Origin of the sequence: Streptomyces sp. NPDC018000, assembly GCF_044328025.1 — a bacterium.
GTDB lineage: Bacteria > Actinomycetota > Actinomycetes > Streptomycetales > Streptomycetaceae > Streptomyces.
The window spans coordinates 281,684-297,932 of the sequence record NZ_JBIRGM010000004.1 but is presented as its reverse complement, the minus strand read 5'-3'; the positions used below and the strand labels follow the sequence as shown (position 1 = coordinate 297,932).

The following is a 16,249-nucleotide window of genomic DNA, read 5'->3' as shown; positions in this document are numbered from 1 at the left end:
GTGGGATGTGTCAAGGGTGTTGGGTGTGAATCGCCAGTCGAATCGACCGTAATGCGGAAGTCGTTGCACCTGGGCCGGGGCGCACGAGGCCCAGGTATCCGCGAGGTCTCAACTCGGGAAAGACTGCTGTCCGACCTTGCTTTCGATCTTGCTCAGGCGGCTGGGAGTGGACTATACCTGTCGGCGTCTGCACAGCTTTTCCGGCGACGCGGACACGGGGGACACGGGGGGTACGGTCAAGGAGTGCGCAACACGTGCATCCACTGTCCGATTTCCCGAAGCTCCCGCTGCACATGGCTAGCCTGAAATCAGTACCACCCAAGCGCAACTGACCGCGGTGGCGGGGCCCTTCGCCTGAGGCGAGTTTCGACGGGCGACCGGTACACACCGCCTGAGTCCTGGAGAAGGCGAGGACTTGAGCATGGGATCCACCTCCGCCCACAAGAATGAGGGCCTCGGCCGTCGCGATGTGATCAAGCGATCTGCCGCACTCGGCCTGATCACCGTTCCGGCGATGAGCTTCCTGTCGGCGTGTGCGAGCGGCGACAGCAGCAGCGACAAGAAGGTCGAGAAGGGCAAGGTCACCAAGGCGAACCCGCTCGGCGTCAATGAGACGGCCCCGCTCGAAGTAGTCATCTTCAACGGTGGTTTCGGTGAGCAGTACGCGATCGACGCGGAGAAGAAGTACAACGCGGCGTTCCCGAAGGCCCCGAAGGTCAAGCACGTCACGACCCAGAAGATCGCGACGCAGCTGCAGCCGCGCTTCAACGGCGGCACCCCGCCGGACCTGATCGACAACTCGGGTGCCGAGCAGATGGACATGGGCATCCTGGCCGGCAAGAAGCAGCTCATGGACCTGACGCCGCTCATGGACGCCCCGTCCTACGACGACCCGAACAAGAAGGTCCGTGACACGCTGCGCCCGGGTGTCCTGGAGATGGGCCAGCTGGAGGGCGACCCGGTCTGGATCATGTACTACGCGTACACCGTGTACGGCGTCTGGTACTCGCAGACCGCGCTCGACAAGCTCGACGCGAAGTACCCACAGACCTGGGACGAGATGCTCGCCCTGTGCGCGAAGGCGAAGAAGCAGGGCATCGCCGGCTGGACGTACCCGGGCAAGTACCCCTACTACCTGGCGTACTCGCTCTACCCGTTCATCGCGAAGATCGGCGGCCGCGAGGTCCTCGACCGGATGGACAACCTGGAGCCGAATGCCTGGAAGGACCCTGCGGTCAAGGCGGCGTTCGAGGCGTACTACGAGCTGTACAAGAAGGGGTACATCCTCAAGGGCACCCCCGGCCTGACCCACATCCAGTCGCAGACCGAATGGACCAAGGGCAAGGCGCTGTTCATCCCGAACGGTTCGTGGGTGGAGAACGAGGCGTCGCCGACCACGCCCAAGGACTTCAAGATGATGGTCTCGGCGCCGTCCGGCCTGGACGCCTCCGACAAGATGCCGTTCGGCACCATCTGGGCCTCCGGCGGTGAGCCCTTCATCGTCCCGGCCAAGGGGAAGAACACCGAGGGTGCCATGGAGCAGCTGCGCATCATGCTCTCCGAGGATTCCTCGAAGAACTTCACCAAGCAGGTCAAGTCGCTCACCTCCTTCAACGGTGGCACCGACGGCCTGGCCCTGTCGACCGCCCTGCAGTCGGGCGTCGACGCGCTCAAGCTGGCCGGCGACAACGTGCTGAACCCGCGTCTTGAGGGCTGGTACTCGAAGTTCCAGAAGGAGCAGGTCGGCATCGCCGGTCTCGGCGAGATGCTGGCGGGCCGCGCGACCCCGGCCGAGACCATCAAGAAGATCCAGGCCTTCGCCGATGCGACGGCCAAGGACCAGTCCATCAAGCACTACAAGCACTAGTGAGCAACCGTCACCAGCGGCGGCACCCGCGGAAAGATCGGGGTCGGTAAACGATGCAGCACGGCAAGTACCGTTTCATCGTGGGGTTCTTGGCAGTCCCACTGGCGTTGTACGCGGTCTTCGTCATCTGGCCGTTCATCCAGTCGATCTACTACTCGTTCACGGACTGGACCGGTCTGAGCCCGGACTTCAAGATGGTCGGGTTCGACAACTACACGAGGATGCTGAAGGACGACATCTTCTGGAAGTCGTTGCAGCACAGCGTGTTGCTTGTGCTGCTGCTGCCGCTGGTGACGCTGGGCCTGGCGCTTTTCTTCGCCTTCATGCTCAATGTCGGAGGCCGGCGGCGCAAGAACGCCGCGGTCTCCGGCGTGCGCGGGTCGAGTTTCTACAAGATCGCCTATTTCTTCCCGCAGGTGCTCTCGATCGTCATTGTCGCCCTGCTCTTCCAGTTCGCGTTCAACCCGCGTGACGGGATGCTGAATGCGACGCTGAAGGGAATCGGCCTGGGTTCCGTCCAGCCGGACTGGCTGGGTGACCCGAGCCTGGCGCTCGTCTGTGTCATGTCGGTGCTGATCTGGTCGACGGTCGGTTTCTTCGTCGTCCTGTTCTCGGCCGGAATGGCGTCGATTCCGAAGGACTTCTACGAGGCGGCGCTCCTCGACGGTGCCAACCGCTTCACGACGTTCTTCCGGATCACGCTTCCGCTGCTCTGGGACACGGTGCAGTCGGGCTGGGTCTACATGGGCATCCTCGCCCTCGGCGCGGAGGCGTTCACCGTCGTACAGGTCATGACCGTGGGCCCCGGTGGTCCCGACTACTCGACCACGGTCCTGCCGCTGTACGTGTACCAGACGGCCTTCCGCGACGGGCAGGCCGGATACGCGACGACGATCGGTGTCGGACTGCTCATCGTCACCATGGCCTTTGCCGCCATCGTGATGCGACTGGGCCGTCGCGAGCGGCTGGAGTTCTGATGCTGCGATGGACGGGAGACGGCACCCGGACCCCCAGCAGGCACCACAGGTCGGCCTCCGTGTCCGGCTCGACAGTACGAGGTGAGTACACGTGAAGACCACTGAAACCCCTCCCGCGGTCCCGGCGGTGGACCCGGTCCCCGTGGCCAAGGCGTCCGTGCCCGCGGTCAAGGAGAAGAGCAGCGAGGGCCAGGTCCTCAATGTCTTCTCGCACGGTGTGCTGATCATCTGGGCGATCCTGGTCGTCATGCCGTTGCTGTGGGCGGTGATGGCGTCGTTCAAGACCGACGACTCGATCCTTTCGGCGCCGTGGTCACTGCCCGACAAGCTGCACTTCGAGAACTGGTCGCGCGCCTGGAGCCAGGCGCACATGAGCGACTACTTCTTCAACACCGTTGTGGTGGTGGGCTGTTCGCTCGTCGGCACGCTGCTGCTCGGTTCGATGGCGGCGTACGTACTGGCCAGGTTCGACTTCCCCGGCAACCGCTTCATCTACTTCTTGTTCATCGGCGGGATGAGCTTCCCGATCATCCTGGCGCTGGTCCCGCTGTTCTTCGTCATGAACAACATGGCCCTGCTGAACACGCGACACGGACTGATCATGGTCTACATCGCGTACTCGCTGCCGTTCACCGTCTTCTTCCTCACCTCGTTCTTCCGGACGCTGCCGACCTCGGTGGCGGAGGCGGCGATGCTGGACGGAGCTTCGCACAGCCGGACGTTCTTCCAGGTCATGCTGCCGATGGCGAAGCCGGGCCTGATCAGCGTCGGCATCTTCAACTTCCTCGGGCAGTGGAACCAGTACATGCTGCCGACGGTGCTCAACGCCGATCCGAAGTACCGGGTGCTCTCCCAGGGGCTGGTCGAACTGGCCAACAGCCAGGGATACAAGGGTGACTGGTCCGGTCTCTTCGCCGGTCTGGTGATGGCGATGCTGCCGGTCCTCGCGGCCTACATCATCTTCCAGCGTCAGGTCGTCGCAGGGCTCACCGCGGGTGCGGTGAAGTAGCACCCGAACTCTGTGCACGGATGAACCGCCCGCCGGCCATGCGTCGACGGGCGGTTCATCCGTGCACAGACGCTTTTCCGGGCGCGGGCACTGTGCTCACCCGAGGCTCCGCATGCTCAAGGTCTTGACGGGGAGCACTCCAAAACGCTCAGCTTAGAGTTCACATGTTAGAGAAAACGGTAGGAGTGAGAGAGTCGATGGAGACTCCGGGGTCGCAGACATCTCTGCATCGCGCCAACCTTGAGCGGGTCGTGCGCGCGGTACGCATGGCCGGCTCGCTCACCCAGGCGGAGATCGCACGGAGCACCGGCCTGTCAGCGGCGACCGTCTCCAATATCGTTCGCGAGCTGAAGGAGGGCGGCACGGTCGAGGTGACCGCCACATCGGCGGGCGGCCGCCGGGCCCGCAGCGTCTCGCTCAGCGGCGACGCGGGCATTGTGGTCGGCGTCGACTTCGGGCATACGCATCTGAGGGTGGCGGTCGGCAATCTCGCCCACCAGGTGCTCGCCGAGGAGGCCGAGCCGATGGATGTCGACGCCTCGGCGGCTGAGGGGTTCGGCCGGGCGGAGCGGCTGGTCAAACGGCTGATCGAGACGACCGGTATCAGCCCGGACAAGGTGATCGGGGTCGGCCTCGGTGTTCCCGGCCCGATCGACGTCGAGTCCGGCACGCTGGGCTCCACGTCGATCCTGCCGGGCTGGACGGGCATCAACCCCAGCAAGGAGCTCGCAGGCCGGCTCGGTGTGCCGGTGCATGTCGACAACGACGCCAACCTCGGGGCGCTCGGCGAGCTGGTCTGGGGGAGCGGCCGGGGGGTCAAGGACCTCGCCTACATCAAGGTCGCCAGCGGGGTCGGCGCCGGTCTGGTGATCGACGGGCACATCTACCGGGGGCCGGGCGGCACAGCCGGTGAGATCGGGCACATCACGCTCGACGAATCGGGTCCGGTGTGCCGCTGCGGCAACCGGGGATGCCTCGAGACGTTCACGGCCGCGCGATACGTCCTGCCGCTGCTCCGGCCCGGCCACGGGCCCGATCTCACCATGGAACGGGTGGTCCAGCTGGCCCGCGAGGGCGATCCGGGCTGCCGTCGGGTGATCGGGGACGTCGGGCGGCACATCGGCAGCGGGGTGGCCAACCTCTGCAATCTGCTCAACCCCAGCCGGGTGGTGCTCGGCGGTTCGCTCGCCGAGGCGGGCGAGCTGGTGCTCGCACCGATCCGCGACTCGGTCTCCCGCTATGCCATTCCCAGCGCCGCCAGGCAGCTCTCGGTGCTGCCCGGGGCCCTCGGCGGCCGGGCCGAGGTGCTGGGTGCGCTGGCCCTGGTACTGAGTGAGATGGGCGATTCGACTCTTTTGGACAGCACTCGTCCGACGAGCTCCTTGCCTTCACTTAGATAACGAATGGCACCGTTGTCATCTCGTTAAGGATTTACTCCTTGACGCTGATGATGCGGCCGAGTTGACTTCCTGTCACCTCGGCCGCAACGTCGCGGCCTCGTCAGGGAGGTTCGAGAATGAACACGCGTATGCGTCGTGCCGCTGTTGCCGTTGCCGCCACCGCGATGGCGGTGTCCCTCGCTGCCTGTGGCAGTGCCAAGGACGCCGATGGCAAGAAGAGCACGGAGTCGAGCGCCAAGAAGGGCGACGACATCACCATCGGTCTGCTCCTCCCGGAGAACCAGACCGCGCGCTACGAGAAGTTCGACAAGCCGCTCATCGAGAAGAAGGTCAGCGAGCTGACCAACGGCAAGGGCAAGGTCCAGTACCTCAACGCCAAGCAGGACGCACCGACCCAGGCCCAGCAGGTCGACACGATGATCACCAACAAGGTCGACGCGCTGATCGTCGACGCGGTCGACTCCGCCTCCATCAAGACCTCGGTCCAGAAGGCCCACGACGCCGGTATCCCGGTCGTCGCCTTCGACCGCCTGGCACAGGGCCCGATCGACGCGTACGTCTCCTTCGACAACGTCCAGGTCGGACACGTCCAGGGCAAGGCGCTGCTGGAGGCGCTCGGCGACAAGGCCAAGTCCGGCAAGATCGTCATGATGAACGGTGCGATCACCGACCCCAACGCCGCCGACTTCAAGAAGGGCGCGCACGCCGAACTCGACGGCAAGGTGAACATCGGCAAGGAGTACGACACCAAGGAGTGGAAGCCGGAGAACGCCAACGCCAACATGGACGCGGCGATCTCGGCCATCGGCAAGGACAAGATCGTCGGTGTCTACTCCGCCAACGACGGCATGGCCGGCGGTATCATCACCGCGCTCAAGGCCGCCGGTATCTCCCCGCTCCCGCCGGTCACCGGCCAGGACGCCGAGCTCGCGGGTGTGCAGCGCATCGTCGCCGGTGAGCAGTTCATGAGCATCTACAAGCCCTACGTCCAGCAGGGCCCGATCGCCGCCGAGATGGCCGTGAAGCTGGCCCAGGGCAAGGAGCTCGGCTCCCTCGCGACCTCCACGGTCGACAGCCCGACGACCAAGAAGATCCCCTCGGTGATCATCCCGGTCGTCGCGCTGACCAAGGAGAACATCCAGGACACCGTTCTCAAGGACGGCATCTACCAGGTGAGCGAGATCTGCACCCCGAAGTACAAGGCCGCCTGCGACAAGCTCGGCCTGAAGTAGGGATCTCCCTGCCGACTTCCGCGGAACTTTGGCCGGTCGGCCTCTCCATGGCTGCAAGTACGCTGATTCCTCCGCGACTTGCAGCTATGACCGACCGGCAAATGGGGGGGGCGGAACGCTTCCCCCGCTCTCTGTTCTCTTGTTCTCTTCTGCTCGACCACCGCGCCTTCCCCCAGGCGTGGCATCCCCGCCGGTCAGGCGGCGAAGGAGATGGTTCATGTGTCCGCTACGCCCGTGCTGGCGTTGCGAGGGGTCTCCAAGCGATTCGGTGCTGTGCAGGTACTCACCGACGTAGAGCTTGAGGTCCACGCCGGTGAGGTCGTCGCCCTGGTGGGCGACAACGGAGCCGGTAAGTCCACGCTGGTCAAGACGATCGCCGGTGTGCATCCCATCGATGACGGCGTCATCGAGTGGGAAGGCAGGGCCGTCCAGGTCAACAAGCCGCAGGACGCGCAGCACTTGGGCATCGCGACGGTGTACCAGGACCTTGCGCTGTGCGACAACATCGATGTCGTCGGCAACCTCTATCTCGGCCGGGAGTTGCGCAGACGCGGCATCCTCGACGAGGTGGAGATGGAGCGCCGTTCGCTCGAACTGCTCAACACCCTCTCCATCCGCATCCCCAGTGTGCGCATTCCGATCGCCTCGCTCTCCGGCGGTCAGCGCCAGACCGTCGCGATCGCGCGCTCGATGCTCGGCGAGCCCAAGCTCGTCATCCTGGACGAGCCCACCGCGGCGCTCGGTGTCGAGCAGACCGCCCAAGTCCTCGACCTGGTCGAGAGGTTGCGCGAACGCGGCCACGCGGTCATCCTCATCAGCCACAACATGGCGGACGTCAAGGCCGTGGCCGACAAGGTGGCCGTACTCCGTCTCGGCCGCAACAACGGCGTCTTCGACGTGAAGAGCACGTCACAGGAAGAGATCATCTCCGCCATCACCGGAGCCACGGAGAACGCCGTGACCCGTCGTGCGGCGCGCAACGCGGAGGTTCAGAAGTGAGCACCGAAAAGACCGCCGCCCCCACGACCGAGGCCGCCAAGGGCGCCGTCACCGCGGTCGACCCCCGGCTGCTCGTACGCGAACAGGGCCTCAAGGGCTATGTGTCGGAGTTCCAGCGCAAGATACGAGCCGGGGACCTGGGATCCCTGCCCGTCGTGCTCGGCCTGCTGATCATCTGGGTGATCTTCCAGAGTCTCAACTCGAACTTTCTCTCCGCGGAGAACCTGAGCAACATCTCCGTCACGATGGTCGGCACGGGCATGATCGCCGTCGGTATCGTCTTCGTGCTGCTGCTGGGCGAGATCGACCTCTCGGTCGGCTCGGTCAGTGGTGTCTCGGGTGCCGTCGTCGCGGTGATCACGGTCACGCACGGCATGAACGAATGGTTCGCGATTCTCGTCGCGATCGCCAGCGGTGCGGTCATCGGCGCCATCCACGGATTCTTCTTCGCCCGCGTCGGCGCCCCCGCGTTCGCCGTGACCCTGGCCGGTCTGCTGTTCTGGCTGGGCTTCATGCTCCAGATCCTGGGCAGCAACGGCACGATCAACCTGGACTCCGAAGGCGTCGTCGGGCATCTGACCACGTACTACTTCACCGATGTGGCGGCCGCCTACGGTCTGGCCGTATTCGCCGCGGCTGTGTACTTCCTCAGCACGTTCTTCGAGAACCGGCGGCGTGAGGCGGCGGGCATCCCCTCCCGGCCGCTCACCGAGATCCTGGTGCGCACGGGCCTGCTCGCGGTCCTGGCCCTGGTCGCCGCCTATGTGCTCAACCAGTACAAGGGCCTGCCGCTCGCCTTGGTGATCTTCCTCGCGTTCCTGGTGGCCACGGACTTCGTGCTGCGCCGTACCGCCTACGGCCGCAAGATCTTCGCGCTCGGCGGCAGCGTCGAGGCATCGCGCCGAGCCGGTATCAACGTCACGGCGATCCGCATCTCCGTCTACACCATTGCCGGGACGTTCGCGGCCATCGGCGGCCTGTTCCTGGCCTCCAAGATCGCCGCGGCCAACCAGAGCGCGGGCACCGGCGACCTGCTGATGAACGCCATCGCGGCGGCCGTCATCGGCGGCACCAGCCTCTTCGGCGGCCGCGGCCGCACCTGGAACGCGCTGCTCGGTGTCATGGTGATCACCTCGATCCAGTACGGCCTCGCCCTGGAAGGCATCGCCACCCCGATCCAGTACATGATCACCGGTGGTGTGCTTCTCGCCACGGTCGTCATCGACTCGGTCACCCGCAAGACCCAGAAGACCGCGGGCCGCGCCTGACCACGGCCGCGCTCCTGTGCCCGGCACCCTCCGTGGTGCCGGGCACAACTGTGTTCGCGCGTACACACGGTGCCACGGTCACGTACCGAGTACGTCCCGAACACCCCGCCCGATGACCTCGTGCGCGGACGGAACATTAGACTCATCGGATCGGCATGCTCGACCAGCTCGAACGCAAGGAGGAACGGGTGGCTCTGCTGACCCGCATCGGTGGACCGCGTGACCTGGACCGGCTCACTCCCGAGCAGCTGGACCAGCTCGCCGAAGAGATCCGGACCTTCCTCGTCGACGCCGTTTCGAAGACCGGCGGCCACCTCGGCCCCAACCTGGGCGTGGTCGAGCTGACGATCGCCCTGCACCGGGTCTTCGATTCGCCGAAGGACAAGGTGCTGTTCGACACCGGTCACCAGAGCTATGTGCACAAGCTCCTCACCGGTCGCCAGGACTTCTCGAGGCTCAAGAGCAAGGGCGGCCTGTCCGGCTACCCCTCCCGCGCCGAGTCCGAGCACGACATCATCGAGAACTCGCACGCCTCCACCGTGCTCGGCTGGGCCGACGGCCTCGCCAAGGCCAACGAGGTGCTGGGCAAGGACGACCACGTCGTCGCGGTCATCGGGGACGGCGCGCTCACCGGCGGTATGGCCTGGGAGGCGCTCAACAACATCGCCGCCGCCAAGGACCGCCCGCTCGTCATCGTCGTCAACGACAACGAGCGCTCCTACGGTCCGACCATCGGCGGCCTCGCCAACCACCTCGCGACCCTGCGCACCACCGATGGCTACGAGCGCTTCCTGGCCCGCGGCAAGGACATCCTGGAGCGCACCCCCGTCGTCGGCAAGCCGCTGTACGAGACGCTGCACGGCGCCAAGAAGGGGCTGAAGGACTTCATCGCCCCGCAGGGCATGTTCGAGGATCTCGGCCTGAAGTACGTCGGCCCGATCGACGGCCACGACATCGAGGCCCTGGAGTCCGCGCTCCAGCGCGCCAAGCGCTTCGGCGGCCCCGTCATCGTGCACTGCCTCACCGAGAAGGGCCGCGGCTACACCCCCGCCCTGCTCGACGAGGCCGACCGTTTCCACGCCGTCGGCAAGATCCACCCGGACACCGGCCTCCCGGTCGCCACCTCGGGCCTCGACTGGACCTCCGTGTTCGGTGAGGAGATGGTCAAGCTCGGCAAGGAGCGCAAGGACATCGTCGCGATCACCGCGGCCATGCTCCAGCCGGTCGGTCTGACCAAGTTCGAGAAGGAGTTCCCGGACCGGATCTACGACGTCGGCATCGCCGAGCAGCACGGGGCGGTCTCCGCGGCCGGCCTCGCCACCGGCGGACTGCACCCCGTCTTCGCGGTGTACGCCACCTTCCTCAACCGGGCCTTCGACCAGGTCCTGATGGACGTCGCGCTGCACAAGTGCGGTGTGACCTTCGTCCTGGACCGGGCCGGTATCACCGGCACCGACGGCGCCTCGCACAACGGCATGTGGGACATGTCGATCCTGCAGTGCGTGCCCACGCTCCGGATCGCCGCGCCCCGCGACGCCGACCAGGTGCGCGCCCAGCTGCGCGAGGCCGTCGAGGTCGATGACGCACCGACCGTGGTCCGCTTCTCCAAGGGCGCCGTCGGCCCGGCGGTCAAGGCCGTCGGCAAGGCCGGCGGGATGGACGTCCTGCGCGAGCCCGGCACCACCCGGCCGGACGTCCTCCTGGTCTCCGTCGGCGCGCTCGCCCCGATGTGCCTGGAGATCGCCGGTCTGCTGGACGCCCAGGGCATCTCGACGACCGTCGTCGACCCGCGCTGGGTCAAGCCGGTCGACGAGGCCATGGCCCCGCTCGCCGAGCAGCACCGGGTCGTCGTCACCGTCGAGGACAACAGCAGGGCCGGCGGCGTCGGCTCCGCAGTCGCCCAGGCGCTCCGCGACGCCGGGGTCGACGTACCGCTGCGCGACTTCGGCATCCCGCCGCGCTTCCTCGACCACGCCTCCCGCAACGAGGTCATGGCCGAGATCGGGCTGACCGCACCGGACATCGCCCGCCAGGTCACCGGCCTGGTCGCCAAGTTGGACGGCCGCTACGGGGCGGGCACGGACAGCGCCTCCGTGATAGAGCCCGTCCGCGACTGACCGGTACGGCCCCGGTCCTCGCGACCGGCACGCGACACCGCCAATGGGCCGGTCGGAACACCCTGTACGGGTGGTCCGACCGGCCCGTTCGCGTGAAATCGTCCGGTACACGGCACTTTGCTCAAGGCGCGGTCCCAATCATGGCGTACACGACGAGTGCGTGGAGGTACGCCGGTGACTGCCCAGCAGGACACACCACCCAGTAGTGGCGGACTGTTCCGGACCAAGACGGTCGAACAGTCCATCCGCGACACCGAGGAGCCGGAGCACGCGCTCAAGAAGTCCCTCTCCGCGCTGGACCTCACCGTCTTCGGAGTGGGCGTCATCATCGGCACCGGCATCTTCGTGCTCACCGGCAAGGTCGCCAAGGAGACCGCGGGCCCCGCCACCGCCATCGCCTTCGTGGTCGCGGGCGTCGTCTGCGCCCTGGCCGCGCTCTGCTACGCCGAGTTCGCCTCCACCGTCCCGGTCGCCGGCTCCGCCTACACCTTCTCGTACGCCTCGCTCGGCGAGCTGGTCGCCTGGATCATCGGCTGGGACCTGGTGCTGGAGTTCGCGCTCGGCACGGCGGTGGTGGCGGTCGGCTGGTCCGGCTATGTCCGCTCGCTGATGGACAACTTCGGCTGGAGCATGCCCGAAGTGCTCTCCGGAACCGATGTGGCGAAAGGATTCGGCTTCGACATCCTGGCCTTCATCCTGGTGCTTGTTCTGACTGTTGTGCTGGTGCTCGGCATGAAGCTGTCCGCCCGGGTCACCACGATCGTGGTCGCCATCAAGCTTGCCGTGGTCCTGATCGTCATCGTCGCCGGGCTGTTCTTCGTCGAGGCCGCCAATTACTCGCCCTTCATCCCCCCGGCACAGCCGCAGCCTTCCGGTTCCGGACTGACCGCGCCGCTGGTCCAGCTGATGTTCGGCTATGCGCCCACGAACTTCGGCGTCATGGGCATCTTCACCGCCGCCTCCATCGTCTTCTTCGCCTTCATCGGCTTCGACGTGGTGGCCACCGCCGCCGAGGAGACGAAGCTTCCGCAACGTGACATGCCACGTGGCATCCTCGCCTCCCTCTTCATCTGCACCGTGCTCTATGTCTGCGTGTCACTGGTGGTCACGGGCATGGAGGAGTACAGCAAGCTGTCGGTCGAGGCCCCGCTGGCCGATGCCTTCAAGGCCGTCGGTCATCCCGCCTACGCGGGATTCATCAGCTTCGGCGCCGCGATCGGCCTCACCACGGTCTGTCTGATCCTGCTGCTCGGGCAGACTCGGGTGTTCTTCGCGATGAGCCGCGACGGTCTGCTCCCACGGTTCTTCTCCGTGACGCACCCCCGCTTCCACACCCCGTACCGCCCGACCATCCTGCTCGGCGTGATCATCGCGATCGTCGCGGGCTTCACGAGCATCAACGAACTGGCGACGCTGGTGAACATCGGCACGCTCTTCGCGTTCGTCGTCGTGGCCCTGGGCGTCCTGGTGCTGCGCCGTACACGCCCCGATCTGCACCGCGCGTTCCGCACCCCGTGGGTGCCGCTCATCCCGATCCTCTCGGTGGCCGCCTCGGTCTGGCTGATGCTCAATCTGCCGGCCGAGACGTGGCTCCGGTTCGCCATCTGGATGGTCCTCGGCGTGATCATCTACTTCACGTACGGACGCAGCCACAGCCGGATGGCGCAGGGCGATGCCCCGTAGCCGTGGAGCGTCCGGCATGTCGTCAACCGCCGGTGGCGGGGGACTTCTTGGCGGACTCGGGAAGGGTGGCGTCCTTCCGGATCGACCCGTTCTCCCTCTCCGTCGTTCCGAGCCCGAATGAGCGGACGGGCCGTACGGAGGTGATCCCGTACGGCCCGTCCACTGAGAAACCAGGTGCTACGCCGGAACGCTCGCCACGCCCTGCGCCAGGAACTTCTTGCCGTTCACCCGCTCCGACACGCCCTCACGGTCCAGGTACGGCGTGATGCCGCCCAGGTGGAAGGGCCAGCCCGCGCCGGTGATCAGACAGAGGTCGATGTCCTGGGCCTCGGCGACAACGCCCTCGTCCAGCATCAGACCGATCTCCTGCGCCACCGCGTCCAGGACGCGGTCGCGGACCTGCTCCTCGGACAGGACGACATCGCCCTGCTTGAGGAGCGCGGCGACCTCCGGGTCCAGCTCCGGCTGCCCGGAGTCGTACACGTAGAAGCCGCGCTTGCCGGCCCTGACGACCGCGGCCAGGTTCTCGGAGACGGTGAACCGGTCCGGGAATGCGCGGTTCAGGGTCTCGGAGACATGCAGACCGATGGCCGGGCCGACCAGCTCCAGCAGTACCAGCGGCGACATGGGCAGGCCGAGCGGCTCGATGGCCTTCTCGGCGGCCTCGACCGAGGTGCCCTCGTCGATGACGTTCTGGATCTCGCCCATGAAGCGGGTGAGGATACGGTTGACGACGAACGCCGGGGCGTCCTTCACCAGCACCGCGGTCTTCTTCAGCTTCCGCGCCACACCGAACGCCGTGGCCAGCGAGGCGTCGTCGGTCTGCTCACCGCGGACGATCTCCAGCAGCGGGAGGACCGCGACCGGGTTGAAGAAGTGGAAGCCGACGACCCGCTCGGGGTGCTGCAGCTTCGACGCCATCTCGGTGACCGAGAGGGACGAGGTGTTGGTGGCGAGGATCGCGTGCGCCGGGGCGACCGCCTCGACCTCCGCGAACACCTGCTGCTTGACGCCGATCTCCTCGAAGACGGCCTCGATGATGAAGTCGGCGTCGGAGAAGCCCTCCGCCTTGTCCAGCACACCGGAGACCAGGGCCTTGAGGCGGTTGGCCTTGTCCTGGTTGATGCGGCCCTTGCCGAGCAGCTTCTCGATCTCGGCGTGGACATAGCCCACACCCTTGTCGACGCGCTCCTGGTCGATGTCGGTCAGCACGACCGGCACCTCCAGACGGCGCAGGAACAGCAGCGCCAGCTGCGAGGCCATCAGACCGGCACCGACGACGCCGACCTTGGTGACCGGGCGGGCCAGGCCCTTGTCCGGAGCACCGGCCGGGCGCTTGGCGCGCTTCTGGACCAGGTTGAAGGAGTAGATCCCGGAGCGCAGCTCGCCGCCCATGATCAGGTCCGCGAGGGCCTGGTCCTCGGCGTCGAAGCCGGCGCTCAGGTCGCCGTCCTTCGCCGCGGCGATGATGTCCAGCGCGCGGTATGCGGCCGGGGCGGCGCCGTGCACCTTGGAGTCGGCGATGGCCCTGCCGCGGGCGACGGCGTGGTCCCAGGCGTCACCGCGGTCGACCTCGGGGCGCTCCACCGTGACCGTGCCGTTCAGCACGGAAGCCGTCCACACCAGCGACTGCTCCAGGAAGTCCGCGCCCTCGAAGATCGCGTCGGCGATCCCGAGCTCGAAGACCTGCTTGCCCCGCAGCTGGCGGTTCTGGTTCAGCGAGTTCTCGATGATGACGGAGACCGCGCGGTCGGCACCGATCAGGTTCGGCAGCAGTGCGCAGCCGCCCCAGCCGGGGACCAGACCGAGGAAGACCTCGGGCAGCGAGAACGCGGGCAGCGCCTTGGAGACGGTGCGGTACGAGCAGTGCAGACCGACCTCGACACCGCCGCCCATCGCCGCGCCGTTGTAGTACGCGAACGTCGGGACCGAGAGGCCGGAGAGACGGCGGAAGACGTCGTGGCCGCCCTTGCCGATGGCCAGCGCGTCGTCGCGGTTCTTCAGCAGCTCGACGCCCTTGAGGTCGGCGCCGACCGCGAAGATGAACGGCTTCCCGGTGATGCCGATACCGACGACTTCACCCTCGGCGGCCTCCTTCTCGACCTGGTCGAGGGCGGTGTTCAGGTTCGCCAGCGACTGCGGTCCGAAGGTGGTCGGCTTGGTGTGGTCCAGGCCGTTGTCCAGCGTGATGAGGGCGAAGCGGCCCGCACCGGCCGGAAGGTCGAGGTGGCGCACGTGCGCCTGCGTGACGACCTCGTCGGGGAACAGCTCGGCCGCACCCTTCAGAAGCTCAGTGGTGGAACTCACTTGTTGCCTCCGTCTGCCTTGTCGAAGTGCGGGTTCTCCCAGATGACCGTCGCGCCCATGCCGAAGCCGACGCACATCGTCGTCAGGCCGTAGCGGACCTCCGGCTGCTCCTCGAACTGGCGGGCCAGCTGCGTCATCAGACGTACACCGGAGGAGGCGAGCGGGTGACCGTAGGCGATGGCGCCGCCGTACTGGTTGACGCGCGCGTCGTCGTCGGCGATGCCGTAGTGGTCGAGGAAGGCGAGCACCTGCACGGCGAACGCCTCATTGATCTCGAACAGACCGATGTCACCGATGGTCAGCCCGGCCTTGGCGAGGGCCTTCTCGGTCGACGGGATCGGGCCGTAGCCCATGACCTCCGGCTCGACGCCCGCGAAGGCGTACGACACGAGGCGCATCTTGACCGGGAGGCCGAGCTCGCGGGCGACGTCCTCGGCCGCGAGCAGCGAGGCGGTGGCGCCGTCGTTGAGCCCCGCGGCATTACCGGCGGTGACCCGGCCGTGGGCACGGAACGGGGTCTTCAGACCGGCGAGGGACTCCAGGGTCGTACCCGGGCGCATCGGCTCGTCGGCGGTGACCAGGCCCCAGCCCGTCTCGCCGCCCTCCGGGCCGGTGCGGCGCACCGAGACCGGCACCAGGTCCTGCTGGATCTTGCCGTTGGCGTACGCCTTGGCGGCCTTCTCCTGCGAGCGGACCGCGTACTCGTCCGCACGGAGCTTGGTGATCTGCGGGTACCTGTCGTGCAGGTTCTCCGCGGTCATGCCCATGAACAGGGCGGACTCGTCGACCAGCTTCTCCGATACGAAGCGCGGGTTCGGGTCCACGCCCTCGCCCATGGGGTGACGGCCCATGTGCTCGACACCACCGGCGACGACGACGTCGTACGCGCCGAAGGCGATGGAGCCGGCAGTCGAGGTGACGGCGGTCAGGGCGCCCGCACACATGCGGTCGATGGAGTAACCGGGGACGGACTGCGGCAGACCGGCCAGGATTCCGGCGGTGCGGCCCAGCGTCAGACCCTGGTCACCGATCTGGGTGGTCGCGGCGATGGCGACCTCGTCGATCAATGCGGGGTCCAGGTCCGGGTTGCGGCGCAGCAGCTCCCGGATGGCCTTCACGACGAGATCGTCGGCGCGGGTCTCGTGGTAGATGCCCTTCGGGCCCGCTTTGCCGAACGGGGTGCGGACGCCGTCGACGAAGACGACGTCCCGGATGGTACGAGGCACGATGGCTCTCCTCCAGGGTGCGGGATGGCACTGCTGCGGGGCACGCGCACAGGCGCGCCACTCCCCTCATGCTACTTGCGGGTAACCAGACTGCCCAGCCCCTGTGACGGGAGCGGCGAAGGTCACATGCGGGCGGGGCGGGCGCGAGGCCCGTTTCGTCCTCG

Annotated in this window: 11 protein-coding genes; 9 read left to right on the top strand and 2 right to left on the bottom strand. The window is 66.9% G+C overall.

Going from position 1 to position 16,249, the window contains the following annotated elements:
* The first annotated feature begins 421 nt into the window (after window positions 1-421).
* The 9 genes from ngcE to ACH4EW_RS13000 all read left to right on the top strand — a co-directional run bounded on the left by ngcE (window position 422) and on the right by ACH4EW_RS13000 (window position 12,552).
* A complete protein-coding gene (gene ngcE, locus ACH4EW_RS13040; RefSeq protein ID WP_398255364.1) occupies window positions 422-1,867 on the top strand; it encodes an N-acetylglucosamine/diacetylchitobiose ABC transporter substrate-binding protein in 1,446 nt (481 codons plus the stop codon).
* A 53-nt stretch (window positions 1,868-1,920) separates the two neighbouring features.
* The gene (locus ACH4EW_RS13035) at window positions 1,921-2,844 is read left to right on the top strand and encodes a carbohydrate ABC transporter permease (RefSeq protein WP_398255361.1); all 924 of its coding nucleotides are present in this window, start codon (window positions 1,921-1,923) and stop codon (window positions 2,842-2,844) included.
* A 91-nt stretch (window positions 2,845-2,935) separates the two neighbouring features.
* On the top strand, window positions 2,936-3,853 hold the full coding sequence (locus ACH4EW_RS13030) for a carbohydrate ABC transporter permease (protein WP_398255358.1): 918 nt from the start codon (window positions 2,936-2,938) through the stop codon (window positions 3,851-3,853).
* A 197-nt stretch (window positions 3,854-4,050) separates the two neighbouring features.
* A complete protein-coding gene (locus tag ACH4EW_RS13025; protein ID WP_398255356.1) occupies window positions 4,051-5,253 on the top strand; it encodes an ROK family protein in 1,203 nt (400 codons plus the stop codon).
* A gap of 116 nt (window positions 5,254-5,369) precedes the next feature.
* Window positions 5,370-6,485 carry a sugar ABC transporter substrate-binding protein gene (locus tag ACH4EW_RS13020; protein ID WP_398255353.1) on the top strand — a complete coding sequence of 372 codons (1,116 nt, stop codon included), beginning with the start codon at window positions 5,370-5,372 and terminating at the stop codon, window positions 6,483-6,485.
* A gap of 210 nt (window positions 6,486-6,695) precedes the next feature.
* Window positions 6,696-7,484 (top strand): ATP-binding cassette domain-containing protein, encoded by a 789-nt coding sequence (locus tag ACH4EW_RS13015; RefSeq protein WP_398255350.1) that lies wholly within the window; start codon window positions 6,696-6,698, stop codon window positions 7,482-7,484.
* Entirely contained in the window at window positions 7,481-8,752 is a 1,272-nt protein-coding gene (locus tag ACH4EW_RS13010; RefSeq protein ID WP_398255348.1) for a sugar ABC transporter permease, read from the top strand. The genes ACH4EW_RS13015 and ACH4EW_RS13010 overlap by 4 nt, the downstream gene beginning before the upstream one ends.
* A gap of 188 nt (window positions 8,753-8,940) precedes the next feature.
* Window positions 8,941-10,869, top strand: a complete 1,929-nt coding sequence (dxs, locus tag ACH4EW_RS13005) for a 1-deoxy-D-xylulose-5-phosphate synthase (RefSeq protein ID WP_398256036.1) — start codon at window positions 8,941-8,943, stop codon at window positions 10,867-10,869.
* 174 nt (window positions 10,870-11,043) lie between these two features.
* Complete coding sequence (locus ACH4EW_RS13000; protein WP_398255346.1) at window positions 11,044-12,552, top strand: amino acid permease; 1,509 nt, start codon at window positions 11,044-11,046, stop codon at window positions 12,550-12,552.
* A gap of 177 nt (window positions 12,553-12,729) precedes the next feature.
* Here ACH4EW_RS13000 and ACH4EW_RS12995 read toward each other — a convergent pair whose 3' ends face one another.
* Both ACH4EW_RS12995 and ACH4EW_RS12990 read right to left on the bottom strand, forming a co-directional pair.
* The gene (locus ACH4EW_RS12995; protein WP_398255344.1) at window positions 12,730-14,859 is read right to left on the bottom strand and encodes a 3-hydroxyacyl-CoA dehydrogenase NAD-binding domain-containing protein; all 2,130 of its coding nucleotides are present in this window, start codon (window positions 14,857-14,859) and stop codon (window positions 12,730-12,732) included.
* Window positions 14,856-16,085 carry a thiolase family protein gene (locus ACH4EW_RS12990; RefSeq protein WP_398255341.1) on the bottom strand — a complete coding sequence of 410 codons (1,230 nt, stop codon included), beginning with the start codon at window positions 16,083-16,085 and terminating at the stop codon, window positions 14,856-14,858. The genes ACH4EW_RS12995 and ACH4EW_RS12990 overlap by 4 nt, the downstream gene beginning before the upstream one ends.
* Between the last annotated feature and the right edge of the window lie 164 nt (window positions 16,086-16,249).

Excerpts from the sequence above, each read along its gene's own strand:
- ngcE (WP_398255364.1), top strand. The coding sequence starts at position 422 with ATGGGATCCACCTCCGCCCACAAGAATGAGGGCCTCGGCCGTCGCGAT.
- ACH4EW_RS13025 (WP_398255356.1), top strand. The coding sequence starts at position 4,051 with ATGGAGACTCCGGGGTCGCAGACATCTCTGCATCGCGCCAACCTTGAG.
- ACH4EW_RS13015 (WP_398255350.1), top strand. The coding sequence starts at position 6,696 with ATGGTTCATGTGTCCGCTACGCCCGTGCTGGCGTTGCGAGGGGTCTCC.
- ACH4EW_RS13020 (WP_398255353.1), top strand. The coding sequence starts at position 5,370 with ATGAACACGCGTATGCGTCGTGCCGCTGTTGCCGTTGCCGCCACCGCG.
- ACH4EW_RS13035 (WP_398255361.1), top strand. The coding sequence starts at position 1,921 with ATGCAGCACGGCAAGTACCGTTTCATCGTGGGGTTCTTGGCAGTCCCA.